At 49.2% G+C, this 25906-nt stretch carries 26 protein-coding genes; 9 read left to right on the top strand and 17 right to left on the bottom strand.

Translation table 11 applies throughout. The annotated features are described in order from the left end of the window. The first annotated feature begins 155 nt into the window (after positions 1–155). A complete protein-coding gene (locus tag ACJJIW_RS17615; RefSeq protein WP_444935915.1) occupies positions 156–1823 on the top strand; it encodes a BCCT family transporter in 1668 nt (555 codons plus the stop codon). 54 nt (positions 1824–1877) lie between these two features. Here the strand turns inward: ACJJIW_RS17615 and ACJJIW_RS17610 are convergent, their stop codons facing one another. The 11 genes from ACJJIW_RS17610 to ectA all read right to left on the bottom strand — a co-directional run bounded on the left by ACJJIW_RS17610 (position 1878) and on the right by ectA (position 14825). After that, complete coding sequence (locus ACJJIW_RS17610; protein ID WP_444893862.1) at positions 1878–2588, bottom strand: TorF family putative porin; 711 nt, start codon at positions 2586–2588, stop codon at positions 1878–1880. Positions 2589–2651: 63 nt separating this feature from the next. Continuing rightward, complete coding sequence (locus tag ACJJIW_RS17605; RefSeq protein WP_413665768.1) at positions 2652–3869, bottom strand: BCCT family transporter; 1218 nt, start codon at positions 3867–3869, stop codon at positions 2652–2654. 123 nt (positions 3870–3992) lie between these two features. Continuing rightward, positions 3993–5666 carry a choline dehydrogenase gene (gene betA / locus ACJJIW_RS17600; RefSeq protein WP_282932780.1) on the bottom strand — a complete coding sequence of 558 codons (1674 nt, stop codon included), beginning with the start codon at positions 5664–5666 and terminating at the stop codon, positions 3993–3995. Positions 5667–5678: 12 nt separating this feature from the next. After that, positions 5679–7142 (bottom strand): betaine-aldehyde dehydrogenase, encoded by a 1464-nt coding sequence (gene betB, locus ACJJIW_RS17595; protein WP_444935914.1) that lies wholly within the window; start codon positions 7140–7142, stop codon positions 5679–5681. Between the two features lie 529 nt (positions 7143–7671). Next, positions 7672–9090 carry a sodium/proline symporter gene (locus ACJJIW_RS17590; RefSeq protein WP_444935913.1) on the bottom strand — a complete coding sequence of 473 codons (1419 nt, stop codon included), beginning with the start codon at positions 9088–9090 and terminating at the stop codon, positions 7672–7674. Positions 9091–9156: 66 nt separating this feature from the next. Next, a complete protein-coding gene (locus ACJJIW_RS17585; RefSeq protein WP_444935912.1) occupies positions 9157–10074 on the bottom strand; it encodes a TPR end-of-group domain-containing protein in 918 nt (305 codons plus the stop codon). Then, positions 10059–11489: an aspartate kinase gene (locus ACJJIW_RS17580; RefSeq protein WP_282932784.1), complete on the bottom strand. Its 1431-nt coding sequence runs from the start codon at positions 11487–11489 to the stop codon at positions 10059–10061. Before ACJJIW_RS17580 ends, ACJJIW_RS17585 begins: the two co-directional genes overlap by 16 nt. A gap of 62 nt (positions 11490–11551) precedes the next feature. Further along, positions 11552–12469, bottom strand: coding sequence for an ectoine hydroxylase (thpD, locus tag ACJJIW_RS17575; protein WP_282932785.1), 918 nt, complete (start codon positions 12467–12469; stop codon positions 11552–11554). Between the two features lie 24 nt (positions 12470–12493). Next, a complete protein-coding gene (locus ACJJIW_RS17570) occupies positions 12494–12898 on the bottom strand; it encodes an ectoine synthase (RefSeq protein ID WP_282932786.1) in 405 nt (134 codons plus the stop codon). 110 nt (positions 12899–13008) lie between these two features. Beyond that, entirely contained in the window at positions 13009–14304 is a 1296-nt protein-coding gene (gene ectB / locus ACJJIW_RS17565; RefSeq protein WP_413665775.1) for a diaminobutyrate--2-oxoglutarate transaminase, read from the bottom strand. Positions 14305–14315: 11 nt separating this feature from the next. Then, positions 14316–14825: a diaminobutyrate acetyltransferase gene (gene ectA / locus ACJJIW_RS17560; protein WP_444935911.1), complete on the bottom strand. Its 510-nt coding sequence runs from the start codon at positions 14823–14825 to the stop codon at positions 14316–14318. A 449-nt stretch (positions 14826–15274) separates the two neighbouring features. On the opposite strand from ectA, the gene ACJJIW_RS17555 reads away from it, so the two are divergent. The 3 genes from ACJJIW_RS17555 to ACJJIW_RS17545 all read left to right on the top strand — a co-directional run bounded on the left by ACJJIW_RS17555 (position 15275) and on the right by ACJJIW_RS17545 (position 17469). Continuing rightward, complete coding sequence (locus tag ACJJIW_RS17555) at positions 15275–15826, top strand: MarR family winged helix-turn-helix transcriptional regulator (protein ID WP_444908320.1); 552 nt, start codon at positions 15275–15277, stop codon at positions 15824–15826. Between the two features lie 158 nt (positions 15827–15984). After that, positions 15985–17049 carry an FAD-dependent oxidoreductase gene (locus tag ACJJIW_RS17550; protein WP_444935910.1) on the top strand — a complete coding sequence of 355 codons (1065 nt, stop codon included), beginning with the start codon at positions 15985–15987 and terminating at the stop codon, positions 17047–17049. A gap of 210 nt (positions 17050–17259) precedes the next feature. Next, complete coding sequence (locus ACJJIW_RS17545) at positions 17260–17469, top strand: cold-shock protein (protein ID WP_108733254.1); 210 nt, start codon at positions 17260–17262, stop codon at positions 17467–17469. Positions 17470–17643: 174 nt separating this feature from the next. Here ACJJIW_RS17545 and ACJJIW_RS17540 read toward each other — a convergent pair whose 3' ends face one another. Then, positions 17644–18120, bottom strand: coding sequence for a hypothetical protein (locus tag ACJJIW_RS17540; RefSeq protein ID WP_444935909.1), 477 nt, complete (start codon positions 18118–18120; stop codon positions 17644–17646). A 141-nt stretch (positions 18121–18261) separates the two neighbouring features. Between ACJJIW_RS17540 and ACJJIW_RS17535 the strand changes: the two genes are divergently transcribed. The 5 genes from ACJJIW_RS17535 to ACJJIW_RS17515 all read left to right on the top strand — a co-directional run bounded on the left by ACJJIW_RS17535 (position 18262) and on the right by ACJJIW_RS17515 (position 22838). Further along, positions 18262–18696 carry a MarR family winged helix-turn-helix transcriptional regulator gene (locus ACJJIW_RS17535; protein ID WP_444935908.1) on the top strand — a complete coding sequence of 145 codons (435 nt, stop codon included), beginning with the start codon at positions 18262–18264 and terminating at the stop codon, positions 18694–18696. An 80-nt stretch (positions 18697–18776) separates the two neighbouring features. After that, positions 18777–19805: a serine hydrolase domain-containing protein gene (locus ACJJIW_RS17530; RefSeq protein ID WP_444935907.1), complete on the top strand. Its 1029-nt coding sequence runs from the start codon at positions 18777–18779 to the stop codon at positions 19803–19805. Positions 19806–19988: 183 nt separating this feature from the next. After that, entirely contained in the window at positions 19989–20702 is a 714-nt protein-coding gene (locus tag ACJJIW_RS17525) for a response regulator transcription factor (RefSeq protein ID WP_444935906.1), read from the top strand. Further along, the gene (locus tag ACJJIW_RS17520; protein WP_444935905.1) at positions 20689–21942 is read left to right on the top strand and encodes a sensor histidine kinase; all 1254 of its coding nucleotides are present in this window, start codon (positions 20689–20691) and stop codon (positions 21940–21942) included. Before ACJJIW_RS17525 ends, ACJJIW_RS17520 begins: the two co-directional genes overlap by 14 nt. An 86-nt stretch (positions 21943–22028) precedes the next feature. Beyond that, entirely contained in the window at positions 22029–22838 is an 810-nt protein-coding gene (locus ACJJIW_RS17515; protein WP_444935904.1) for a MipA/OmpV family protein, read from the top strand. A gap of 160 nt (positions 22839–22998) precedes the next feature. On the opposite strand, the gene ACJJIW_RS17510 is transcribed toward ACJJIW_RS17515, so the two are convergent. The 5 genes from ACJJIW_RS17510 to ACJJIW_RS17490 form a co-directional block, all read right to left on the bottom strand. Further along, positions 22999–23922: a LysR family transcriptional regulator gene (locus tag ACJJIW_RS17510; protein WP_444935903.1), complete on the bottom strand. Its 924-nt coding sequence runs from the start codon at positions 23920–23922 to the stop codon at positions 22999–23001. Between the two features lie 78 nt (positions 23923–24000). Then, positions 24001–24486: a DMT family transporter gene (locus ACJJIW_RS17505; RefSeq protein ID WP_444908314.1), complete on the bottom strand. Its 486-nt coding sequence runs from the start codon at positions 24484–24486 to the stop codon at positions 24001–24003. Next, on the bottom strand, positions 24483–24926 hold the full coding sequence (locus ACJJIW_RS17500; protein ID WP_444935902.1) for a DMT family transporter: 444 nt from the start codon (positions 24924–24926) through the stop codon (positions 24483–24485). The genes ACJJIW_RS17505 and ACJJIW_RS17500 overlap by 4 nt, the downstream gene beginning before the upstream one ends. Next, complete coding sequence (locus ACJJIW_RS17495) at positions 24923–25438, bottom strand: VOC family protein (RefSeq protein ID WP_444935901.1); 516 nt, start codon at positions 25436–25438, stop codon at positions 24923–24925. The genes ACJJIW_RS17500 and ACJJIW_RS17495 overlap by 4 nt, the downstream gene beginning before the upstream one ends. Continuing rightward, positions 25438–25797, bottom strand: a complete 360-nt coding sequence (locus ACJJIW_RS17490) for a carboxymuconolactone decarboxylase family protein (protein ID WP_413665785.1) — start codon at positions 25795–25797, stop codon at positions 25438–25440. Before ACJJIW_RS17490 ends, ACJJIW_RS17495 begins: the two co-directional genes overlap by 1 nt. Positions 25798–25906: the final 109 nt, after the last annotated feature.

Below are 25906 nucleotides of genomic sequence, written 5' to 3'. Positions count from 1 at the left end.
GGTTGGTAAATGGCAGTGCAGTGCTCGCCTTAAAGATTGGCGTCTTTAGTTTCAGCAACTTTGTTCCGTCTGGTCAAAAAATAGCCAGACTGTAATTGATTTAGCTCCCAACTCCTTCCCGTTTTGTAAGAACATCTTTTCAGAAGGAACCCTTGTTGAATAAGGGAACAAAGGATCTCATAGACAAGCCCACCTTTTGGGGCTCTTTTGCATTGCTACTAGTGGTGACAGTGCCCTTGATCCTCTTTCCCGAGGCGGGTTCTTTATGGTTATTGGCAGCTAAAGATCTGGTGACAGAGAAGTTGGGGGTCTTTTATCTCCTGCTAGGCCTAGGTGCGATGTTATTTGTGCTGTATATCGCCTTTAGTGATATTGGCAGGATAAAGTTGGGAGGGGGGAAAGAGGGCCCCGAATTCTCAACTCTATCCTGGGCTGCCATGTTGTTTTCTTCCGGTATTGGCGCCTCTATTTTATATTGGTCGATGGTTGAATGGATTTACTACTATCAACAGCCGCCATTCCAGGTTCAGGCAAACTCTGCGGAAGCTGCGCGCTGGGCGGTTTCCTACGGTATCTTTCATTGGGGACCACTGGCTTGGTCTATCTATCTAATCCCCGCACTGCCAATTGCCTATTACTACTATGTGCGTAAACGCAAGGTTCTGAAGCTGAGCCTTGCGCTTGCGCCAGTATTGGGCGAGCGTAGAGTGAGTGGACCTATTGGTAAGCTTATCGATACTTCCCTGGTATTTGGCATGCTGGGGGGCGCGGCTACACGGCTTGGTATTGCAGCGCCGCTGATTACTTTGGGATTGCATAAGCTATTTGGGGTTCCTACTGGGGTGGGATTTCAGGTTGGGGCACTGATATTTTGTGCGCTATTATTTGGTTACTGTGCTCTTGTCGGCGTAAAGCGCGGCCTTAGTGTCCTATCAAACTTTACAATTTTTCTCTCACTCGTCTTGCTGCTCTTCGTGTTTATCGCGGGACCAACATTATTTATGCTCAATAGTGGGTTGGATTCACTGGGTAGAGCGCTGCATAACTTCTTGCAAATGGCCACTTGGACTGAGTCCTTCTCTCATTTTAAACAGTTCCCCAATACTCGCTTCCCCCAGGACTGGACCGTCTTCTATTGGGCTTGGTGGTTGGTTTTTGCTCCGAGTATTGGCTTATTTATTGCGCGTATCTCCGGAGGGCGGACTATCAAGGCGATGATTCTTGGGGCACTATTTTTTGGAACTTTTGGCTGCTTCTTGTTTTTTATGGTGCTAGGCAACTACGGTGTTTACTTGCATTTTTCGGGTGAGCTGGACTTAGTACAAATACTGAATCAGCAGGGGGCCAATACCGTGATCTTTGCCGTTTTAGATAAGTTGCCGGCGAGCCAGTTAGTTGTGCTGCTGTATACGCTGATCGCGCTGGTTTTTACGGTCATTACTTTTGACTCCATATCTCATATTCTTGCCGCAGTTGTGCAGAAAGAGGTCCATGGCGAGCCGCTTCGGTGGAATCGAATTTTCTGGGCCTTCGCGCTGGCAGTAATGCCTATTGCCTTGTTGCTTATTGGCGGACTGGAAGCACTGCAGGCGGCAAGTATTATCGCCGGTGTTCCTTTGTTGCTAATTGCCCTCTTGCTGTGTATCTCAATGGTTAAAGTTGCTCGGCATGACTTGAATTTGCACCCTGTTACCCTTGAAAGGGAAATTGTTTTGGAAGGGGCGGCTAGGGAAGGTGCTTGGAGTGGAAATACTGCATCAGGGCAAGTTGTGATGAAATCTGTAAAGAAGATTAGCCGGAGAGGGAAAGAAGAAGCACCCTGAGAGCAGGCTAGTAAGATATGCTGGGGCTTTTTAGGCCCCAGCTGCACTTATAGTTTAAAGACTAAAAGTGCGTGCAACAGAGAAGACAACTCGCTCGTCAGCAATGCCCCAGTCAAGATTAGTATTCTCGGCGGCAATATTGAAATCAAAGCCTTCCAGGGAGGTCATATACTCCACTCGGTAGTGGTTGTACGATTTTTTAGTGTCCCAGTCCCAATTGTCCAAATTGGTGGAGGTAGAGCGGTCGACACTGAAGCGAACATTGTGCCCCTCTGCAAACTCAAAGGTGTGCGCCAGCATCATAATGTAGTGGCTACCGCCACCACCAAAGTAGTCCCAGCTGTACCAGCCATTAACTTCTGATTCGCCCAGGTTAGAGCTGTAGCCTAATTTGGCATAGGCTTCTGGATAATTGCCTTCATCAGAAGCGCTATCACCATGATAGGTGTAGTAGGCAATACCTGTATCCAGGCTCACTTTGTCAGTGAGCTGCATAAACTTACCAGCGTAGTAATCCCACTCCAAGTTGGTATCGTCATCGCCACCGAAGTCTACGTTGGAAGCCCAGGTGCCGATATACCAGCCGTTATCAAAGCCGTAGTCCAGACTGGCTTGCAGTGCTGGGTCGTTTTGAGTCTGGCTGACACCGTTAAAAGTGTAGTCAGTAGTCAGGTTTACAGTAGAGGACAACTCCGCTTGGGATTGCTGGGCAAGTACCAGCAAGGAAGCGCAGGTCAGTGCAGAAAGTTTCAAAGTTGATTTCATTGTTCAATTACCACTTATTTATATTTTGTAGCCCCCGCCAAACTAGACGAGGGATTTCAACAGTTAGCTCGCCAGTTCGATCTTGTTAAAGTCGATCTTGTTTTCTTTAGGCGAGGAATCGATAGTTGCTACCGCCCTGAAGCGCTTCACCAGGATGTAACCCAGGCAGCAGAAGAAAATGCCAATTACCAGGGCGCCGATCCACTGGATTTGCAGGAAGTTGAGCTTGAACAGCAGGGTGAGCAGGCTCATCGCAACCAGGTTCAGGGCGAAGTATTTCCACTTGCCCAGGCGCGCAACAGTCATACCCAGGTTGTCGGTGTACAGGCGAATCAGGGAGTCCAGCGAGTTGATCACGAAGGTAATGCCCACAATGACCATGGCCAGGTTGTAGAAGCCACTGGTATCCAGGCCTTGGCTGGAGTAGTAGTAGAGCACGGTGAACCAGAGCGCGATGGGGATGGATGGGAAGATCAGCATCGCCGCCAGCACTTGGTAAGTACGCAGGCCGCCCACAAAGCGGGAGGTAAACTGGCCAATCATAATGCTCCAGGCAAACCACCAGAACAGGTAGAACTCGTGGTAGTCATTTAATGGCAGTGCGAACTGGTGGATATTGCCGAAGTAACCGCCGAGCAGTGCAAAGGTGGAAGCAAAGTCTCCAACGCTGCCGTTCTCACCAGTAAAGGCGCCTACCCACATTACCGCGATCAGGCCAATAAACATCCAGGTAGTCGCCAGGCTGAGGAAGCGTACATAGCGCAGGCTGGTGGATGAGTAGACCGCAGCGGCGATCACTGCAAAGACGATCAGGTAGAAGGTGCCAACAATAGTTTCACCATCGCCAACTTGCGGCAGGTACCAGGGCAGGTTGCTGAGCAACAAGTAGGCGGTAAAGGCACAGGTTCCGATAATCACTACATTGTTGATTAGTTTTACCAGGCCTATCTCAAAGAATTTAACTTTGGGTTCGATAATGCAGAAGTAAAAACAGGTGAGGAAGTAGAAGCCCCAGATCAGGAAGGCCCAAAAACCAAACTCAATCGCGAGTGCGTTGGTGAAGCCGTATTCTGGGTTTGCGGTTAGGTCTGCGTAGCCACCGAACTCGGTGAGGGGGAACATGATAAGGCCTACATCGAGGCCGGAGGTGAAAAGGATCGCTATAAAAGTGAAGGTTTTAACCGGGGTCACCCCGACCATCTTCACATTTCCCCATTTAATCAGCGAGAAAATTATTGCCGTGAAGGTAAACAATAATCCCGCAGAAAGCCAAGCTGTCATGCTGAGTCTCCAGCTAGTTATTGGTATGCCGGCGCCCCCAGAGGGCATTGCTGTGCGAGATTTGAGTATCCCCGTCGCAGTTGAAGGGGGCAGTCAAATCTCTGCCAGAGCGCCGACGAAAAATCAGCTAACTGAGCGCGCAGGGCGGCCAGGTCGCTGAGTGCTGGTAGCCTTGGTCGCTACCGGTGCCTCGGAGGGCGCCAATACTGGGTGCCCTAAAATCAGGTCAGCAGCCCGCTCCGCCACCATAATGGTGGGCGCATTCAGGTTGCCGTTGGGAATGGTCGGAAAGATGGAGGAATCTACAACTCTCAAGCCCTGCAATCCGTGTACACGGGTTTCCGGGTCTACCACTGCCATTGCATCAGTGCCCATCTTGCAGGAGCAGGATGGGTGGTAAGCACTCTCGACGGATTCCCGTACGAAAGCGTCAATTTGTTCATCAGTCTGGATATCGGTGCCGGGCTGGATTTCATCGCCTCGGTATTCGTCGAAAGCTGGCTGATTGATAATCTCGCGAGTCAGTCGCACACAAGCACGGAAACCCTCGATGTCCTCTTTCTCCTGCAAATAGTTGAACAGGATTGAAGGGGATTGCTTGGGATCACTGCTCACTACTTTGACCCTGCCGCGACTCTTGGGCTTGTTGTGCCCAATATGCACCTGGAAGCCGTGGCCATCGAATGCTTCGCGGCCGTCATAGCGCATGGCTGCTGGCAGGAAGTGATATTGCAGGTCCGGCCACTCCACATTTTCTTTGGAGCGAATAAAACCGCAGGACTCGAAATGGTTGGTGGCTCCGAGACCATCCTTCTTCAGTATCCAACGAGCGCCGATCAGGAATTTATTCCACGGATCGAGCTTGCCATTCAGGGAAATCGGTTGGTTGCAGCGGAACTGGAAATAGAACTCCAGATGGTCCTGCAAGTTTTGGCCGACGCCGGGGAGTTCGTGTTGGAGTTCGATACCGGCTTCTGCCAGAGTGTCTGGATCTCCGATTCCGGAGAGCTGAAGAAGGTGAGGGGAGCCGATGGGACCTGCGCTGAGGATGACTTCCTGCCGCGCCTTGAATTCCAGGGTCTTTCCCCTGCGTTCAAGTTTGATTCCGACTGCCCGTTTACCTTCCAGAATCACCTTATGCACAGTGGCGTGGGTCAATACCGTCAAATTGGGGCGCTGCATTGCCGGTTTTAGGTAAGCGTTGGCGGTAGACCAACGCTTACCATCTTTTACCGTCATATGCATGGGGCCAAAGCCCTCTTGCTGCTCACCATTGTAATCTGCGGTGTAGTCGTAGCCAGCTTCCTTGCCAGCTTCGATAAAGGCTCCATAAAGGGGGTTGGCCATTTCATTGCCGTTATTGACCCCCAGTGGGCCTTCGTCACCACGGTAATCGTCACCGCCGAAAGCCCAGGTCTCAGAGCGTTTAAAGTAGGGCAGGCAGTGGGCGTAATCCCAGCCTTCAGCGCCGTGCTGTGCCCACTCATCAAAGTCTTTAGCGTGCCCGCGCACGTACACCATCCCGTTAATCGAGGAGGAACCACCGAGTACCTTGCCCCTGGGGCAGTGCATACTGCGGTTGTCCAAGTGGGGCTCCGGTTCAGTCGTAAACTGCCAGGCGTACTTCTCAGTATTCATGGGGATGGACAGCGCGGTGGGCATCTGGATAAAGATGCTGCGATCGCTACCTCCTGTCTCTACCAGGAGGACTTTTTTATCTTCCTGGGCAGACAGGCGGTTGGCCAGAACGCAACCGGCAGAGCCGGCGCCGACAATGATGTAGTCAAACTCACTCATACAGGGTACCGCTTAAAATGGACTTTCCAGTGGTGCCAGGCCCACATACACCGCTTTTAGCTGGGTATAGTGGTTCAGGGTCGCAAGTCCATTTTCGCGTCCGATTCCAGATAACTTGTATCCGCCCACCGGCATTTCTGCCGGGGAAGCGCCGTAGGCATTGATCCAGCAGATACCCGCTTGCATCTGGTGGATCACACGGTGGGCGCGAGTGATATCACGGGTAAATACGCCGGCGGCGAGGCCCAATCGGGTATCGTTAGCGCGGCGGATCACTTCGTCTTCATCATCAAAGACCAGTACCGACATTACCGGGCCGAAGATCTCTTCGCGGCAGATGGTCATATCGTCATGACAGTCGGTGAATACGGTGGGAGCAACGAAGTAACCGTTGGGGGAATTTTCTGGTGAAAGGGTGTGACCGCCGCAGAACAGGGTCGCGCCTTCCTCTTTACCCTTGCTGATGTAGTCCATTACCAGTTGCTGGTGCTTGGCAGAAATCAGGGCGCCGAAGTTGGTGTCCGGATTCATCGGATCACCGGCAATAATATTTTGCTCAACACGCTCTTTCAGACGAGCGAGGAACTGATCGTGGATGCTGCGGTGTACAAATACCCGGGTACCGTTGGTGCAGATTTCCCCTTGGGTGTAGAAGTTGCCCAGCATGGCAGCAGAAACGGCTTGCTCCAGGTCGGCATCATCAAAGATCACCAGCGGAGATTTGCCACCCAGCTCCATGGTGACTTCTTTCAGGTTCGCAGCGGCCGCAGCCATCACTTTCTTACCGGTACCTACTTCGCCAGTAAAAGATACCTTAGCTATATCCGGGTGGTTGGTCAGCCAGGCGCCGACCTTGCCGTCACCCTGGATTACGTTGAACACACCAGGAGGCATGCCTGCTTCAATAAAAATTTCGGCCAGCTTCAAAGCACCTTTGGGGGTTTCTTCGGAAGGCTTGAAGATCATGGCGTTACCGCAGGCCAGGGCCGGGGCGGCTTTCCAGCAAGCGATTTGTAAGGGGTAGTTCCAGGCACCGATTCCGGCGCAGATGCCCAGGGGCTCGCGGCGGGTGTAGTAGAAGTCCTCACCGACTTGCTGCTGATTGCCTTCAATGCCTGCAGCCAGGCCGGCAAAGAATTCGATAGAGTCGGCCCCAGTCACCACGTCGACAACACTGGCTTCCTGCCAGGGCTTGCCAGTATCAGTCACTTCGATAGCTGCCAGTTCGTCGTTGCGCTCGCGCAACAGTGCTACTGCTTTCAGCAGGATGCGGCTGCGTTCTACCGGCATCATCGCTGACCACTGGGCAAAACCGCGCTTGGCGCTCTCGATGGTTTCTGCGAGTACCTTCTCGTCGGCAACCTCAACCTGATAGCTGACCTCGTTGGTCGCCGGGTTATATACATCAAAGCACTCGCCGCTCTCATTCGACAGGTAGCGGCCGTCTACAAAATTCCGTTGTTTGTCCAGTGACATCTGTCTCTCCATACTGCTTTAACAGAGGGTCAGTCGGTTGTTCGTTGGCGATGGACTTGAAGGGCGCAATGGGCCGATCGTGAAGGTCCAGTCATCATAAAAAAGGGCCGGTCTGACGAAGACATTTGTCCCTAATCGTCAGATTCCAGCCCGAGCTCGATAGTCGTTTATCGAGCGATATTACACAAAATGTAACATATTTTTAATTTGAACTCTAATTGTTAGCACTCAATGCAACAAAGCTGGCGGATTCGTAGGAGGATTTATTTTTCAGCGACTACAGAGTTAATCCGTATTTTCAAGGGTTAAAAGTGGGCTGGGTTGGGCCAAAAATCTCATTTGAACTCTATAAAAATCACTGTATGAATTTTGCTCAATCTGGCTGTCTCGGGGTCAAGTCAGGTGCCCGAAGGGCGGGGGCTTCGGACGGCAGGAGATAGGATTTGTCGCTTTTGGGGGAGGAGGCTCTAGCTGGTGAAGGTCTGGCAGGTGGGGAGGCTCTACCTCCCCAGAATTACGTTGAGTGAATTTAACTGTTTGCCTCGCGTAAAGTGGAGGTTTGGCGGTTCAGGCTGGCCAGATATAGCACTGCTAACCCAGCTGCAATACCCGGCAATCCCTCATAGATCACGCCGTGATACCCCAGTAGCCGCCAGGTAATCGCTGCTGTAAAGCCGATAATCACTGCTGCGATAGCGGTTGCCTGGGATGGCTTACCCCCAAAACACAATACCAGGAGTAGGGGGCCAAATGCGCTGGCAAGTCCCGACCAAGCGAAAATAACCAGGCTGAACACACTTTGGCTGTTGGCGAGCGCCAACAGCAATGCGCCGCCGGTTATCGCAACTGTGACAAGCTTGAGAAACCAGGTTTTTTCAATCTTGTGCGGAAGAATATCGTGGGTAATGGCTGCGGAGCAGCTGAGCAGCAGGGAGTCTGCGGTGGACATGGTTGCGGCAAAGATACCAGCCAGGATCAGCCCAACAAAAACAGGGGGCAACAAATCCATAGCCATGGTGGGAAGAGCAAGCTCCGCATCAAAGCTCCCTGTATCGGCAATAAACACTCTGGATAGCAGGCCGACCCCGGTAGCCATGCAATAGAAAAGGATGAACCACAGATAGTACCAGGCCCTTGCCCGGTTCATCTTGCTGGAATCCTTCAGGGTCATAAATCGAACCATAACGTGGGGTTGTCCAATCACAGACAATCCAGCAAACCCCCAACTGATCACAAAGAGTATCACCCCGCCCCAGCCCGCAAAGGCGAGCCCCTCGGGAAACCAATGGGTAAAACCTTCAATAGCCTGCATTTGTATCGCCGCACTGGTGATGCCACCCAAGTTGGCAAGGGCGACGGCTAGAAGTGCTGCCATAGCCCCCATCATAACGATGGATTGGGCCGCATCAGTCCAAATGGACGCGCGGATGCCGCCAGCTAAACAGTAGAGGCATACAAGCACAGCTCCAACTACAGCACCGGACCAGAGAGGCCAATCCAGCAGTACGTGCAGGGCTTTGCTGCCGGCAACCATTTGGGCAGAGGCATAAGTTAGTAAAAACAGCAGGGAAATGATGCCGATCAGGCGCTGCAGGGCTGAGTACTTCTGTCCGTGCCAGTTACTGAGAACACCTGCGTAGCTGACTTCACTACTTGAACTGGTAGCGGTCCTCAATCGCTTGTGTACATAGAGGGAAGCCAGAAAATCACCGGCAATCCACCCCACCATCAACCAGATGGAGGCCAACCCAGTGGTGTAGGTATAGCCGATAACCCCGATAAACATATAGCCGCTATTGTTCGTTGCCACGGCAGACAACCCCACCAGCCAGGGGGAGACACCACTGCTGGCAAGGTAATAGTCAGCTTTGGTTTGACGGCTGAACATCGCAGAAGAGAGGCCGACCAGAGTGAACAAAAGTAAAAAACCAAGAAATGAATAGATCATCGGCAATCCAATTATTTTTATCCCGTATTTTTTATGGGGTGGTCTTCAGAGGTTATCCGAATATTTCTAGCTCCCCTTGCCACCACTTTGCGGCGAGGGAGTATTGGCAATAACCTGGTCGAGCTCCTCAAATACTTCACTTTCCGCTAGAGGCTGTAAGGCACTATCAACCAGGATTTCATCGCGGTAGCTTTCCCGTCTTTTAATGGCTTCCGCCAGATAACGCAGCGCTTCATCAAATTGACCCATGGCAGTATGGGCACATGCTAGCTGGTAGAAGGCATGGCTGTTATCTGGATCAATACCCAGGGCCTGGTGACAAAGATTGGCGGCCCACTGGGGTTCATTAAGCTCCAGCACTGCATCAGCTTTATAGGTAAGGGCTTCTACATCCTCGTGGCGGAGGCGCAAAATCTCGTCGTAAATGGCAATTTTATTGGCCACTGAAGATTCCTGTTGAGCGCGCAGCCACAGGGACTGTACTTCCTGGGTTAGCTCGATTTCCTCGCGGTTTTCTTCAATATGTTGTGTTTTCTGTTGAAGCTGCTTCTCTATAACTTCCAAGCGCTTTTCGTATTCCTGGACCAGCTTTGAGATCTCCTCATCGGCCAGGGAGTGCACCCGCTCTTTAATATCCTGAAATGACCGCCAACCAACTAAAACCAAAATTGAAGTGGCGGCGGCTATCAAGTAGAAAAAGTAGGTAACCGTATCGGTTGCGTAGGCTACGGCTCGATCGACAGAGTTGTGTTCACGATCGACAATTTGCTGAATCAATTCCTGCTTGGCATTAGCCTGATCGATTCGCAGCTGCTTAATTTCGTCGAGCATATAGCGCTCGATGAAGGGTGTGTACAAGGGCTTCTCAAGGGTGTCGACTTCGCTTTGCGCACTGTCTTTTTTCTTTTCTTCCGCTTCCTGGGAAATAGAGGTGACGGAAGTTAATAAAAAGAGCAGGGCACAAAGGCTCAGGATGCGAGGCATATCGCCGTCCCGTGATTGTAAATCTCTACCAGTGCCTCGTGTAGAGTCCGAACGGCTGCATCATAGTCTGGCTCGTTAACGATGAACTGCATATCTACATGACGCAGGGACTGGTGCATGGCGAGCACGCGGATATTGCTTTTGGACATCGACTGCACCGCTTTGGCCAGCACGCCGGGGATTTGCATATCGCTACCGATGGCTGAAACTATGGCGACTTTGCGCTGGTTCAGTTCGGCTTCGGGAAAATGCTCTTCCAATGCAGCCTGAATCCGCTTAATTGTTTTCAGGTTGGTGGAGAGGAAATGGGTAAGGGTATTGGCATTAGTGTCTTTGGAAATAATGTGGGCTTTGAAGCGCTTGATCACCAGTAGCACTTCGCGATCATAATCGTGGATGCTGCCCGCCATATCCTGGTCAAACAACTCCAGGGCGTAAACCCCTTTACAGCCGGCAATAATTTCCACTCGTGGAGAGTCGCTGATGTAATCACCAGTAATCAGGGTGCCGGCGTGCTCGGGCTCGAAGGTGTTTTTCACCCTGAGAGGGATATTTTGTTGGCGCAGCCCCTTAGCGGCTTTGGGGTGAATCGCTTCCATACCCAGGTTGGCCAACTGGTCGGCCACATCGTAATTGGTGCGGCCAATGGGTACTGCATTTCCCTCTCCCACCAGGCGAGGGTCTGCACTGCTCAGGTGGAACTCTTTGTGAATCACCGCCTCCTTTGCCCCGGTAAGGACGGCGAGACGACTGAAAGTCATCTCGCTGTAGCCCCGATCAAACGAGATCAGCAGGCCTTTATCGCTATGGGCATAGCCGGTAACAATGGGCAGCTGCCTGCTTAAGTCGATAGTGGCAAAGGCATCCCGGATACGCTCATCCAGGGGTATGTGCTTGTTGGTGCGCCAGCCAGTCAGATCGACAAAGCAGGCATTTACACCATCCCGCTGCAACAGTTTAGAAGTGTTCCATGCGCTGTGGGCCTCGCCGAGGCTGGCTAACATCTCCCTTACCGTGCCCAAGTGAGCGTCGAGGGAGAAGTGGCCGTGCTGACAAAGGCTTTGCAGGTCTCTCAGGCATTTTTTGGCGCTCTCCAGCCTTTCATCCAAAAACAGGTTCGCTTCCGCGAGAAGATCGCCATGCCCGAAAAGGCGTTCGTTGATTTGCCGCAGTGCTGCCCGAAGCTCATCAAACTTAACCAGCCAGCTATCATCCTCAATGCTGCTGGAGAAGAGGGCATAGATACCTGGTTGACCACTTTTCTTGTGTTCTAGAAGCAAGTCAGTAATACCGCCGTAGGCAGAGACTACAAAAACACGATTGTAGATCCCCTTGGAGTCACCTTTGATAATATTATCCCGGACCGCTTCGTAGTCCGTCATAGAGGTGCCGCCAATCTTTTCTATCGTATGCATCGTCTCTTACTGGTCCTTCTTTCTCTTAAAAACTGGGTGAGTGGTTTGAATTGAGATTTGCTTCAGATAGTAGAAATTGATTTCCTCGCACAGATGTATTCCGGCCTGGGAGGCAAGCCGCAAAACGGAGCCTCCACCTTGTTGCTCAGGGCATTAAAAACAAAAAACAAATTAGACCTCGGGTCGGGGCTGATATTGCTGCTGGAGCCATGCATTAAGTTACAGTCAAACACAACAATACTGCCGGGCTTGCCTGTAACAGCTGATATTCCGCCATTGGATACCAGGGACCTCAAATGGCTATCTGAGGGAATACCAAGTTCTTGCTTTTTCAGTGAGCTGAGGTAGTTCCGTTTTGGCGTTTCCCCATCGCAAGCAATGTAATGGTGGTGGGACTTGGGAATCAGCATCAATGGGCCATTAAAATGATGATTCTCTGTTAAGGTAATGGAGATGCTGAGTGCCCGCATACGGGGCATGCCGTCCTCGACATGCCAGGTTTCAAAATCGGAGTGCCAATAAAAATCTTTCCCGCGAAAACCAGGTTTGTAGTTCGCGCGAGACTGATGGATATAAACCTCATCACCCAAAATACATTTCGCAATACTTGATAGCCGCTGATCCCTGGAAAGCTGGTTAAAAATTTGGCTGCTTTTGTGGATACGAAAGACTGAGCGCACTTCGTTACTTTCAGGCTCGGTGATAATTTCTTCCGACTTGTCAGTGTGTCTGCGCTGTTTAATCTCCGCCAACTCTTGCGTAAAAAGGTTAATCTCCGCCTGGGAAAACATATTCTCCAGTACAACAAAGCCCTGTTCTGCATAGCGCTTGAGTTGAGATGATGTCAGTGGGGAGAGGGACTGGCAGTCCCCATACACAATTGGATCTTTGCGCACCCTGGTACCACCCAGAAGGCCCGGTTTTCGGGAGGGGTAACAATCTTCCCTGGTAACACTTGAGCTATCTGGAAGGTACTTCATGGATACTGCCCTATGACTGACTAATTATTCATCAATCTTGTCGGCCTCAAGTTCGTAGGCTCCCTCAGCATTGTGTACTTCCTTGCCATTCAAAGGGGGGTTAAATACACAGGCCATAGTCATTTCTTCAAAGGCTCTTAAAATGTGCCGGTCATGCTTATCGAGAATATAGATAGTTCCAGGTTCGATAGGGTGCTTCTTGCCATCCTCAAGAGTTTCTACCTCACCTCTGCCGGAAATGCAGTAAACCGCTTCCAAATGGTTTTGATAGTGCATTTGGAAATCAGCATCTGCATAAATAGTGGTGATATGGAAAGAAAAGCCCATTTCATCATCTTTAAGCAGGAGTCGGGTGCTCTCCCAGTTGCTATCCGGTGAAACAACCCGGCGGCCGGATTTTTTAGCTTCCTGTAAACTTCTGACAATCATTGGTATTTCGCTGTTTCGTGTGTGTTCGAGTCTGGCTGGTCAGCAATATTCTTAATTTGCAGCCTGCGCAGTTGGATCTTTTGCGTGAGCCTTTCAGAGGCCCTTAAAGTCTAGCAGGCTTCAAAAAAGACTCTTTCCTCAGGCATATCCCGCTCTCCGGCACAGACTTCCCGGATAGCGGATTCAATAATGTCGATCCCTTTTTTAAGGTTTTGATCGGTGATAATCAGTGGGCAAAGGAGCTTAACGATCTGGTCATCGGCTCCGCTGGTTTCAATAATCAGCCCCTGCTTGAATGCGAGTTTGGTGATTTTTCCTGCAAGTTCGCCGCTGATGCAGTCGATACCCTGAAACATACCCCGGCCTTTAGTGGTGAAATTGCCCTCACCATATCGGCTGACAATTTCATTCAAACGCTCGGAAATGTATTTGCCCTTGCGTTTAATCTCCCGTGAGAAGTTTTCGTCAGACCAGTAATGATCGATAGCGGCTTTCGCAGTTACAAAAGCCAGATTGTTGCCACGGAAAGTGCCGTTGTGCTCACCGGGCTTCCACTGATCCAGCTCTGGTTTCATTAGCACCAGCGCAAATGGCAGCCCATAGCCACTAAGGGATTTGGATAGCGTAATGATATCGGGTTCGATACCGGCCTCTTCAAAGCTGAAAAAGTTGCCCGTGCGGCCGCAGCCAGCCTGGATATCATCGACAATAAAAAGTAAGCCGTGTTTTTTGCAGACGGATTGAAGGTTTCTTAGCCACTCGATACTGGCCGCATTGATACCGCCTTCCCCTTGAACTGTCTCAACAATCACTGCTGCGGGAGAATTAATACCGCTGCTGGAATCTGAGAGGACTTTATCGAGGTATTCTGTGGTATCGATATTTTTGCCCAGGTAGTCGTCAAAGGGCATGCGGTGCGTACCATTGAGGCTGACACCGGCAGCATCCCTGTGATGCGAGTTGCCGGTGGCGGCCAGCGAGCCAAGGCTTACGCCATGGAAACCGTTGGTAAAGGTGACGATGTTCTGCTGCCCGGTTACATTGCGGGCAATCTTCATCGCCGCCTCTACCGCATTCGTCCCTGTCGGACCGGTAAACTGCACCACGTACTCCATATTCCGCGGCTTGAGAATTTTCTCATTCAGTGCCTGTAGAAATTCTCCCTTGGCCCTGGTGTGCATATCGAGGCCGTGAGTAATTCCATCGGCCTCGATGTAATCTTGCAGTGCCTGCTTGAACAGTGGGTTGTTGTGCCCGTAGTTGAGTGTGCCGGCACCAGCCAGGAAATCCAGATACTGATTTCCCTCCTCATCCCACATCAGCTCGCCTTTTGCGCGATTGAAAACTCGCGGAAAGGAGCGGGCATAGCTTTGCACTTCTGATTCAATCTCATCAAAGATCTTCATGATTTTCTCTTTTATGGTGTTTCTTCGAGGGCGAAAGGCCCGATGCGGACAAGGGTTTCGGAGTCGTGCAGCCCATCAAAGTGGGCTTGAGAGTCCATCCAGGGGGAGGAGTGAAGATCGACCGATAATTTATCGGCGACACTGTGGAAGAGCGCCCAAGAGGGCAGGTTGTGTTCTGTAATCGTGGTCTCAATAAATCTGACCGAATCACAGTGAGGACGCTCGAGGATGTGACTTATCATCCGGGAGGCCAGTCCAAGCCCCCGGGCTTTCTCGTCGACGGCCACCTGCCAGACAAAAAGGGTGTCTGTACGGTCGGGGATGATATACCCGGAAATAAAGCCCAGCAGCTCTCCATCAACCTCTGCGGCGACTGAGGTGTTGGCGAAATGGCTGCAGTGGAGGAGGTTGCAGTAGCTGGAGTTTGTATCCAGGGGAGGGCAACGTTTGATCAATCGGTAAGTGGCCATCCCATCTTCAATCAATGGACTGCGCAACAAAATATTTTCTGAGCTAGACAAAAAACCTTCCCAACCGACTAAATATTTTTTCACCTCTAAATATTTACCTGCACAAGTGTTGAGCAAATGGCGTAAATATAGCTTTCTAGAGGCATTTTTATGCCGGGTTACTATTAAAAATGCTTTGAACGCTAAATATCGTACACAAATTAAATTCAAAGTCCAGGATACTTGAGGCGAATCAAGTCACAATATCTGACCTAGAAATGCCTAGATATGTGGGATATACAGCCTATAGGCAGGTAAAAATAATATTTCGAGGTCGATAAAATTTTCTATTGGAGATGCCGGCTGAGAGATCGCCTGGCCATAAAATGGACAGTTTTGTGATGGAGCTTGAGACTCTTGTGGGGGTGATGTTTCGCAGTCGGGTTATAAGCGCTTAGTGATTGAGGGGTACGGCGATATAATTCCGGCAATCACCCTGACTCCATGATTGAGAGGTAACTTTGAACAGTATCGAACAAGTGCTAGTGGCCCTGCGGCGGGTAATAAGAGCCACGGACCTGCACTCCAAACACCTGGCTAAAACCACCGGCTTAACCGCCCCGCAGGTGTTGTTGCTACAAGCTATTCGCAATAAGGGTGAAGTGACGATCGGCGAACTGGCCAACGAGGTAAGCCTGAGCCAGGCAACAGTAACTAATATTTTGGATCGCCTGGAGAAGAGAGGCTTGGTTTATCGCCAGCGCTCCCAGGCGGACAAGCGCAAAGTGCATGCTTACCTTACTGAGGAGGCCGCGGAGACTTTGCGCGATGCCCCCATCCCGCTTCAGGACCAATTTGCTCGTCAGTTTGGCGATCTAAAAGACTGGGAGCAAAGCATGATAATTGCTTCTCTACAGCGCGTTGCCCAAATGATGGATGCTCAACATATCGATGCTTCCCCAGTACTGGATATCGGTGTTCTGGATCGCCAGGGTGCCTCAATGGATAAGCCCGCAACGGCACTGGGCTACAGTGACATCCCCGACTCCTCCGACGGAGATAAAAGCACTTAAGTAGCGACACCGGAGAAGAGCGGTTGTGCACGCATTTAGTGGCCATTACGCCCCTCTACAGCTGTAGAAATTTGTCTAAGCTTGCAGCAGCAAGCTCCCTGTAGCGATCGAGGCATTCTGTGTCGACCGGTTGAGCTTTCAGGCTACAAGTTGTATCGATGGACATCCTTGTAATTGGTGCCGGTCCGACCGGATTGACTGCTGCAGTCGCTCTCACATCCCTGGGGCTGAAGTGTCGTATTGTTGAGCACAAAGACAGCCCCTCTGAACTCTCCCGCGCTGTTGGCATTATGCCAGCCACCATTGATGCTCTTCGTGAACTGGGCGCCGCAGATTCCTTTCTTGTAGAGGCGATGCCCCTGAGGAAAATGCACATATTGCGCGATGAGAGAACCCTGGTTTATATCGACAACAGCGGGAATGAGTTTCGCGATAGGGTGCCTCTGGGGCTGCCGCAAAACCGGACCGAGGGAATCCTCCGGGACACTCTTGCCGAGAGGGGTGTCGAAGTTGAGTACGGGGTCTCAGTCACTAACATCACAACCACCCCGGACAAGGCGGCCGTCAACTTCTCGGACAATACCAGCGCCTCTTTTGATTGGGTGATTGCCGCAGACGGCATACAGTCCGCCGTGCGACAGCAGCTGAAAATACAGTACCCTGGTATTGATCTGCCCAATAAGTGGTCAATTGCGGATGTGGATTTGAGAGGAAACTTCGATCCGGAAGAGATTGCCCTGGACCTGTACGGCGGGGAAGGTGAGTTCACCTTGGTGCTCCCTATCGAGCGGCGCCGCGCTCGTATCGCATCATCAACCGAAGATGCCCTGGCAACCCTCAGGCTGCCGATAGAAATCGCCAACATCCGGAGGACAGCGGCCTTTAAAATCTCCATCCGACAGGCAAAAACTTACCGAAAGCACCGGGTGTTATTGGCTGGAGACGCAGCCCATTGCCACTCTCCAGTGGGAGGAAAGGGGATGAATCTGGGTATGGCCGACGCCATAGCCGCAGCATCTGCTATCGCTAACGGTGCGGTCGATAGCTACTCTACCTCCCGGCATGAGGCAGGGGAGTCCGTGGTTAAGAAAACAGAGCTGGCGAGAAAGCTGATCTCCTCGAGCAATCCTCTGGCAAAATCGGCATTGTGGCTATCGGCCCACTGTATCGCCTCAGTGCCTCCGGTTCATCGCGCCTTTATGCGGCAGTGGACGGCGGTCTGAGTGCCAATGTCGGGGGTAGATTTAGGAAAAAGTGGACATAGGTGACAGGCTAGTGCTACTATTCGTCCGCCGGTTTAAAAGCCATTTTTTATTGCAGTTTACCTCGTAGTTTTAGTCATAATCCTTCGTTCGGTCTCGTTTAAAATAATACTTTTTGCCCGCACAACTCCATTCAATTGGAGCGCAATTGTTCAATCAAGGATATCTATTATGTCTAATACAGTTACTGGTACCGTTAAGTGGTTTGACGAAGGGAAAGGTTTTGGCTTCATCGCCCAGGAATCCGGTCCCGACGTTTTTGCTCACTTCAGCGCAATTTCCGGTGGCGGTTTTAAAACCTTGGCCGAAGGCCAGAAGGTAGAGTTTACCGTGACTCAGGGCGCTAAAGGCCCACAAGCAGAAAACATTGTCTGCCTGTAAACTTTAGGCTTCGCCCCCAATAAGGGGCGAGACCGCTATACCTCCCCGGCAAGATATTTGCTGGGGAGGCACTTCAGAAGTAATACCCTTCATATATTGCCGGTTTTTATTTTCCTCTGGAAAACCTGACAGAGCCGGGAAAACCTCTCACTCTAAAAAACCTACCAAGCTCAACTAAGTTAGTTGACAGCCTCCTACCGATTGTACCTTGGTACTATCTTTCTGCCGCTTGAATATTCTGCTGAGCACCAGACCATAAAGCGCAAAAGTAATAGCAACAAAGAGGGTCTCTAGTCCAAGGAAGACTCCCGCATCAGTCATATGGTGGCGAGGAATATAGCCATAGACAGCCAGCACCCAGTGCAATAGTCCCATCACGATTACATAGGTTACCGGAGATGCAGGGCGATCAGGCCTTGCTGATGTCCACATCCGTGCAAATAACAAAGAAACTAGCAACCCAGCAAGAAAGTGAATACTCATACCTTGTAGGAATACGGATAGTGACGGCTCAACAGTGTCAAAGAAGTCCGCTCCATCATAAATATCAGTCAGCAGTACTCGCCGGCCTAGGGCTGCAACTGCCGCTTCTATCCAAGTGTAAGCCAGTGCAGCCAGAATTACTTTCTTCAGGGTTGGCGGTATCTTCATAGTAGTAATCTCCATAATGCTTTTAGTTGACATATATCAACTTATTCCATTTGGTTGACCAATGTCAACTATCTTGGACGGGGCAAATCAGTTAAAGTGCGACTCTCTCGCACACAGTTTTTAAAGTCAGGAGAACATCAGGTGGAAAAGCACAGAAGTATTCATGAAGCGATCTTCCGCCTCAGTTACGACTTGGGCATGCAGATAGCACCTCAACTTGAGAAAATGCGGATAAAACTCGCCCCCCAGCAGTTGCGGGCAATGAGGCAAATATGGGTTCAACAGGAGCTGACGCCAGCAGAATTAGGTGGGGCCTTAAAGCGAGACAAAGGGCAAATTACAAGATTGGTCGATGAGCTGTGTACGTCGGGAATGGTAGAGCGTGTTCCCAATCCTAGTGATGGACGCAGCAAACTTTTACGGCTTACCGGCAAAGGCAACCAATTCTTTGCTCGTGTAGAGGAAATTGAGGGAAACTTTTCAAAAGATCTGATGCAAGGCATCGACAAAAAAGATCTGCAGGCATTTTTTGCCGTTGCAGATCAACTTTCTAGAAACCTCACTAAAATTGACTAGCTTTTCTTTAAGACCTTGGCTATTTCTTGCCCCTGACCAGGGGTTGCTACCAGCTCATCTACAGTTTCACGGATATAAGAATGAAAGCAGTTTGTCTTGCGGTTTTGTTAATCGCTTCTTTCGGTGCACTCTCTCCACAAGTCTACAGTCATCCATCCCACTCGGATTACACCAGCGCTGAAAGTTTGCTTGAATCTGAAGGTTTTATAGGGTCATTTCTCGTCAAGCGTGATGGCACCGATATTTTGAGAAAAGGGTTCGGCTTTGCCAATGTAGCCCAAAAGATACCTAACCGAATTGATACCCAGTATCGAATTGGCTCTCTCTCCAAGACCCTGACGGCATTAGCGGTTGTACAGCTAAAAAACACTGGGAAAATTCCCAGCTACGACATGCCTGTTTCACATTTTGTGAAGGACTACCCAAGACGAGATGAGATCACCCTTAGACACCTCCTCACTCATCGCTCAGGTATCCCAGAGTTTTTTTACGGCATTGACCACAATGAATCTTTTAGTCCTTTGGAATTGGTCAATCTGACTAAGTTTAAGCCTCTGGAGTTCGAGCCTGGTGAAAAATATAGCTATTCAAACTCAAACTATATTTTACTGGGGTACCTTATTGAGTTGATCTCCGGGTACACCTACACGCAGTACTTGTCCCAACATATTCTGGAGGGGCTAGGCTTGGATCATACAATATATGGCGAGAGTACAATCTCCCAAGCGAGCCACGCTCAAGGCTATGCAACCGCTAACCAGGCTGAGCTGGCAAATTATATTGATATGTCGATTCCTTATTCTGCGGGGGCCTTGTCCAGTAACCTGGCAGACTTGGAAACCTGGTCCGAATCCATTGCCACAGGCTCTTTGATTTCTGCCGCTGACAAAGAGGATGTTTTTGTCGAGAGGGGATATGGTTTTGGCTGGGTTACCTCCACAGTCGCTGGCAAAAAAGTGTATACGCAATCTGGCGGAATCTATGGCTTTAGCGCCCTAATCGTCATATTTCCTAAAGAAAACCATTTAATAATTGGACTCACCAATATCGAGGGGCAGCAGCCAAAGCTAAAGCAGCTGGCAGCAACTATTGCCGAAAATGAGTTTTAACCGAAATTGTAATCCAGCAATCAAATAGCCTTTTGGGAAGAGGGGCTATAGATCTCGTATTTGTAGTGAGGCCTGCTCACAAGCAAGCTTTATACAGGTGGTTAAAATTTCATCACTTTTACACTTGTTTACTTACTGTTTACCCATTGAGCCTTATCATTCCAGGGTATCAAGAACTTTTGAGTGACTAGATCAATGGGGCCTGACTGCAAAACGCCATTATTGGTACTCTTAGCTGAAGACAATCACGCGCTGGCGGCCAATATTATCGAGAGCCTCGAAGAGTACAATATTCGATGTGACTACGCTGACAATGGAATAATGGCCACTGAGCTGGCCTCAAAGCATGACTTCGATGTAATCGTACTTGATGTCATGATGCCGGGTAGAAGCGGTTTCGAAGTGAGTTCTAAGTTGCGCAATGCAGGAAGCTCGACACCAATATTGATGCTGACCGCGCTGGACCAATTGGACGATAAAATCACCGGTTTCCAATCTGGAGGGGATGACTACCTGGTTAAACCCTTCGAAATGCTTGAGCTGGTCGCGCGGATTCGGTCTCTATCGATAAAACGACGTGTTACCCAAACCCGGTATAAAGTTGAGGACCTGGAAGTTAATTTAGAGACCCATGAAGTCACCAGGCAGGGGAAATCTATAAATCTGCCCCCAATCTGTTGGGAATTGCTCGTGTTTTTGATGCAACAGAGTCCAAAGCTGGTTACTAAAGAAAAAATTGAACAGCATTTATGGCAGTTTCTTTCCCCTGAATCCGACGTAATCAAAGTACATCTGTATCGGTTGCGGCAGGGAATCGATAAGGGGTTCAGTATTCCACTACTGCACACGATCAGAGGGAAGGGCGTTATCCTGGGGAAGCGTGATGAAAGCCTTTGATCGCTCCATTCGTAGAAAATTTTTCTTTCACTATATTTGGATTCTTGCCGCAATTGTGGCGTGCAGTGCAGTTGTCGTCGAGAGATCCAAAATCAAAATGGTTAAGCACGCTTTAGGTGCGACACTGATATCTGTAGCTGAAAAACGTATCATTGAGGCTGGAGGGGTTATTGATGACCCTTTTTTTGCCCAGTTACAAACATATGATGAGTACAGTTTACTACCAGATACGGCAAAGCGCGTGTTAGAGGAAGCTGACGGCGAAGAAAAAAGGGTGCACTTTAGCAAAGACTTAATTGATGATCGCTACTATTTAGCCATTATGCCTTATGCTGAAAGCGCCCTTAAGACAACTTACTACGTGCTGGAAATAGAAGAAGCTGCAATACCCAGCAAGTACAAAAAGGTAGAAATTGAAGTTCTTATCGGTGTCTTACTAACCCTTACTTTAGCGTTAAGTGTGCCACTTATTCTTGCAAGACAAGTGATATCGCCATTAAAAGACCTAGAGAAATTTGCGCAAAAGAGTCGGCATAAGTTGACTCCGATCCCGGAATCTTTAAAGCAAAGGAAGGATGAATTTGGTCGTGTAGGGCGGGTACTGCAAGAGTCGCTACAGCAGGTATGGAATCATCAAGAGCAGGAAAAGCAATTTCTACAGAATGCGAGCCATGAATTGAGAACCCCCTTGGCAACCATTGGCAGTGCCTTGCATGTGGTGAAGGTAAGGCAAAAAAAAGGTAAGCCAATCGATACTCAACTGGAGCAGATTGAGCGCTCCTATGAACAGATGACCCAGCTGACACAGGCACTTCTGCTGCTATCTCAAAGCAAGGTAAATCTGGAATCAACAGAATTTGATTTCAGTAATATGATTCAAACTCGGGTTGAGCAGCTCAAATACCTCTTGGGTCAGCGAGATGTACATGTTCATCTCAATTCGGATAGTTTGGTCAACTTGAAGCAAGTACAAGTGCTATTGGATATCGCCATAACCAATCTGCTCAGAAATGCCTTTGAGCATACCCTTGAGGGAATTATCGATATTGATTTTGATGCAAATGGAATCCGGGTTCAGAACCCCATACTGCCGGAGCAGCAGGTGCATTTTGACAGGGGGGAAGGGCAGGGTTTTGGTTTAGGTCTTCATATCCTTAAGCAAGTGGCCGATCAGCAGCAATGGATCTTTTCTTACAACAAAAATGAACAATACTTAACCGTTAACCTGGCCTGGGCATGAGTTTATTTACCTGGCGTTTACCTTTAGCGGCATAGAATCCACTCCTGAAATAACGGAACTTCAACCAGTTCAAATTGGGATTCAATATGTCTAGTTTGCAAGATCAAAACCATAAGAGTTCTCTGCCATTAACTTTGAGTATGTGCACCGCGCTGGTGGGTTCGGCATTATCCAGCCTAGCTTTTGCAGATGAAGTTACCCAGAAGCCGCCAAAGCAGGATGAGACGGCACTTTCTGTAGGTATTGGAACCTTTAGCGTTGAGTCAATCTACGTTGATGGAGAGGACCAAAACAACATATTTCCATTGATCTCAGCCCGCTACAAGCGCTTTTACTTTCAGGGTTTTGAGTTGGGTGTTGACCTGTACCACGACGAAAAACTTCGAGTGAAGTTTGGCATTGGCGGTGACCTGGCGGGCGATAGAGACAGAGGGGACAGTGATAAGCTCAGCGATATGGAAGAGCTTGACCTGGCGATTCTTGCCAACTTATCAATGAACTATAAAAGCCCGGTAGGCCTTTGGAAGATTGGCATCTCACAAGATATCAGTGATACCCACGACGGATACAGTCTATCGGCTGGATATAGTTTGCCTTACAAGCACCAAAAGTGGATCATCAAACCCGACTTCAGTATAAGCTGGCAAAGTGATAGTGCGTTGGATTACTACTATGGCGTGGACCTAAATGAGGTAACTCAAGATAGGGCAGCGTATGAAGCAGATGCAGATATCATTACCCGGTTAGGTGTACAAGTGGGATACAACATTAGCCCAAACCTTATTCTTATGGCGGGCGTATATCAAACCTGGTATGGCGATGAGATTAGTAATAGCCCAATCGTGGACACTGATAGCTCTAGACGTACGTCATTAATGGTGAGTTATAAATTTTAACTCTTCTTACGGTATTTGATGACTGTAGCTTATTTAGACTAGCTGGCTAGTCAATACCAAGCAGAAGTTACAGGCCGAGGCAGGAGCCCCTGCCTGTAACCAAAACCTGTCTGCAGTACAATGTACACGATACCCACAGAGTCATAGCAAGAGGGCTTCTCTATTTAGCATCCCAATAGCAGGGACTACCGTATTTCTCCTTAAGGAAATCAATAACAACACGTACTTTGGGAGCCAGGTTATCCGTAGGTAAGTAGAGTGCATTGATAGTTTGGTTTTCTGCCGATGAAGATGCGCGGTAGTCAGTCAAAATAGGAACCAGCTTGCCCAACCGAATCTCTTCATTGATTAACCAGGTTGGGAACATAACAACCCCAGCTCCCCCTATAGCACTGGAAACCAGTGTTTCTGCATTATTGCTGTAAAGTGATCCCTTAACTTCATAGGGTGTCAAACTATCTTTACCGATAAACCAGCGCTGTAGCCCATTGGTTCCCTTAAATACCAAACAGTTGTGAGCAATTAACTGCTCTGGGGTTTCCGGGACCCCATTTACCCTCAGATATTCCGGGCTGGCTGCCAATACAAAGTTATGATTGCCAAAGCGATTCATTTTCAAGCCTGAATCTTGGAGCGCTCCAATTCTGATAAGTAAGTCAACACCCTCCTTAGCAGGGTCAATAAAGCTATCTGTCTGCTGCATTTCGATCCTAAGCAGCGGATAGAGCTCTAACAAATCTGGAATATAAGGAGCAATATGAAGCCGCCCAAAAGCAACGGGGGCGCTGATTTTAACAACCCCCCGTGGTGTGTTGGCTCTTTGCTCAATTTGCCCGCACACTAGCTCATACTGACGAACAATATCGCTACAATACTTTGCAAAGGCCGTACCTTCATCCGTCAGTGATATTGCCCTGGTATGACGGTGCAGTAGTTTGGTTCCCACTTTCCCCTCTAGCTGAGCCATTTTTCGCGATACAGAGGACGGTGTCATTCCCTGCTGCCTGGAAACCTCAGAATAGTTACCCAATTGGGCCGTCATTAAGAACAGTTTTAACTCTAATATTGATATATCGTAATTCATTAGCTAGCGGTCGATAGTGGGTAACTGTTGAGTGATGTTATGGCCCCTCTGAGTAGTGCTTTACTCCTGTATATTCAGCTAACTTTGGATAGCGGGCTGCAGTGCCTCATTACTGCGAACTGGCGCTCTCCGATTAGCAAGGTAATTACAGATCAACGCTAGAACTACGCAAACCATTGCGGCAATTCGCCAGGAACTTAACGGGATAGACGGATTCGTAAACCATCCCTGGGTATCAATAATCAAACTCATGCTCATCTGCCCAAAAATCGTTGCAATTGTTGTTGATGCCACACCAATTCTGGGAACAACAGCAACTACGACTATCATGTAGAAGATACCAAAAAGTGCACCTGTTAGTTGCCACTTAGGTACGGAAAGAATTGATGGGCCGCTGTGTTTTCCAAAGAAAAACACCAGTAAGCCCATCACTACAGCTCCGATACCAAAGGTAAATAGGGCGCTTTGGACAACTCCTACACTTTCTCCAAATTTTCCGTTAATTGCTGCCTGGGAGCTCAACGCTACGCCGGATAGTACTGCGAGTAACATCAGCCCAATCATAATTTGGCTCCCAAGTAGGTAAAATATAATGCAAGGCATAAAAATGTTGCCCCACATACTCTCAGGAGATTAATGGGCTGTTTACGTACCCCAAACCACCCCAGTGAGTCAATTAGGAAGCTTTTGGCTGTTTGCCCCACAAGAATCCCGATCATGGTCATAGCTACTCCAAGTATAGGAGTGGCTAAAGTTAGAACAACAACGTAAACAGGTCCTAACAAGCCACCTGAAAGCTGCCACTTTGGAACCTCTCGCCAGCTTATATATTTTGCACTGGGGACAAATAGACTGATGAGCCAAAGTAGGGCTGTCCCAACACCAAATATGCTTAGGGTGGCCCACAAGTGACCAACCTGCATACCTAGGGGCCCCAACAGACCCGCCTCGACAGAGAGCCCCATACCTGCGATAACAACCAAAATAGTGGCGAGAATATTCATCGAGGGTCAAATAAACGTACGTTAGTCAAATGCTCATAGGCCTTTCCATTAGGGTATGATACGAGTTCAAGTTGCATGCCCCATGGAGCCATGAAATACACCCAGGTCTCTCCTTCAGTTGGCCCTTCAGTCATTACCGTAGGAGCGCCAAGTACCTCAATATTCTGCTTCTTGAGGTATTCAACCGCAGCATCAATATCTTCAACATAGAATGCTAAATGATGCCCCCCAACATCAGCATTGTTTGGTGCCACCTTATTTCGTTCTATGTTGTCGGCATACTCGAATATTTCCAGATTGATGCTGTTAGCATTCATAACAGCAATTTTCTTGATCTCTGCACGAGGATTTACATTAAGGTGATCCGTCATCCAAGTATCGTCTGAAGCAAATGGCCCAAACGTATAAGCCAACTCAAAACCAAAGTGTGTACTAAAGAACTCAACGGCCAAATCAACATCGGGGACGGTGAATCCTATATGATCTGCTTTTTTAAGTCCGGGGATAGCCATTAGATGTCTCCTCGATCATGGCGAAGCTTATTCAGTGCGCCCATAGTGGTAGCCCCTTTATTGAAGCCCGTATACATTGAGGCAAAAACAATCAATTCCTCAATCTCTTCATACGTTGCACCTTGTTTGAGAGCCATATCAACATGGGCTCCAAACGGGTTACCTTCACCATTTACATTGAGCGCCATTTGGTCAATAGCGATAGTGATTAGTGCTTTGGTTTTCTGATCCAGAAGCGGCTTTCCCCATACCTCGCCTGCGACTCGTACAGCTAGATCTCCCCATACCGGGTTAATAGACTTAAGTCCCTCGATCAATGCTTGATCATCCAAAACGGCATTTTCGTACTTGGTAGTCATAGTTAATAGTCCTGGTTACCTAGATGATATTTCGCTGTAACAGCTGGAAGTTATTATAGGGAGTCGCATCCTTCTTAAAACTTATAAGCAGGAACATCACTTTTGCAAA

It is taken from the genome of Microbulbifer maximicatervae (SeqCode) (assembly GCF_052467815.1).
The sequence above is the reverse complement of the archived record's forward strand: the minus strand, read 5'-3'. Positions and strand labels throughout refer to the sequence as shown.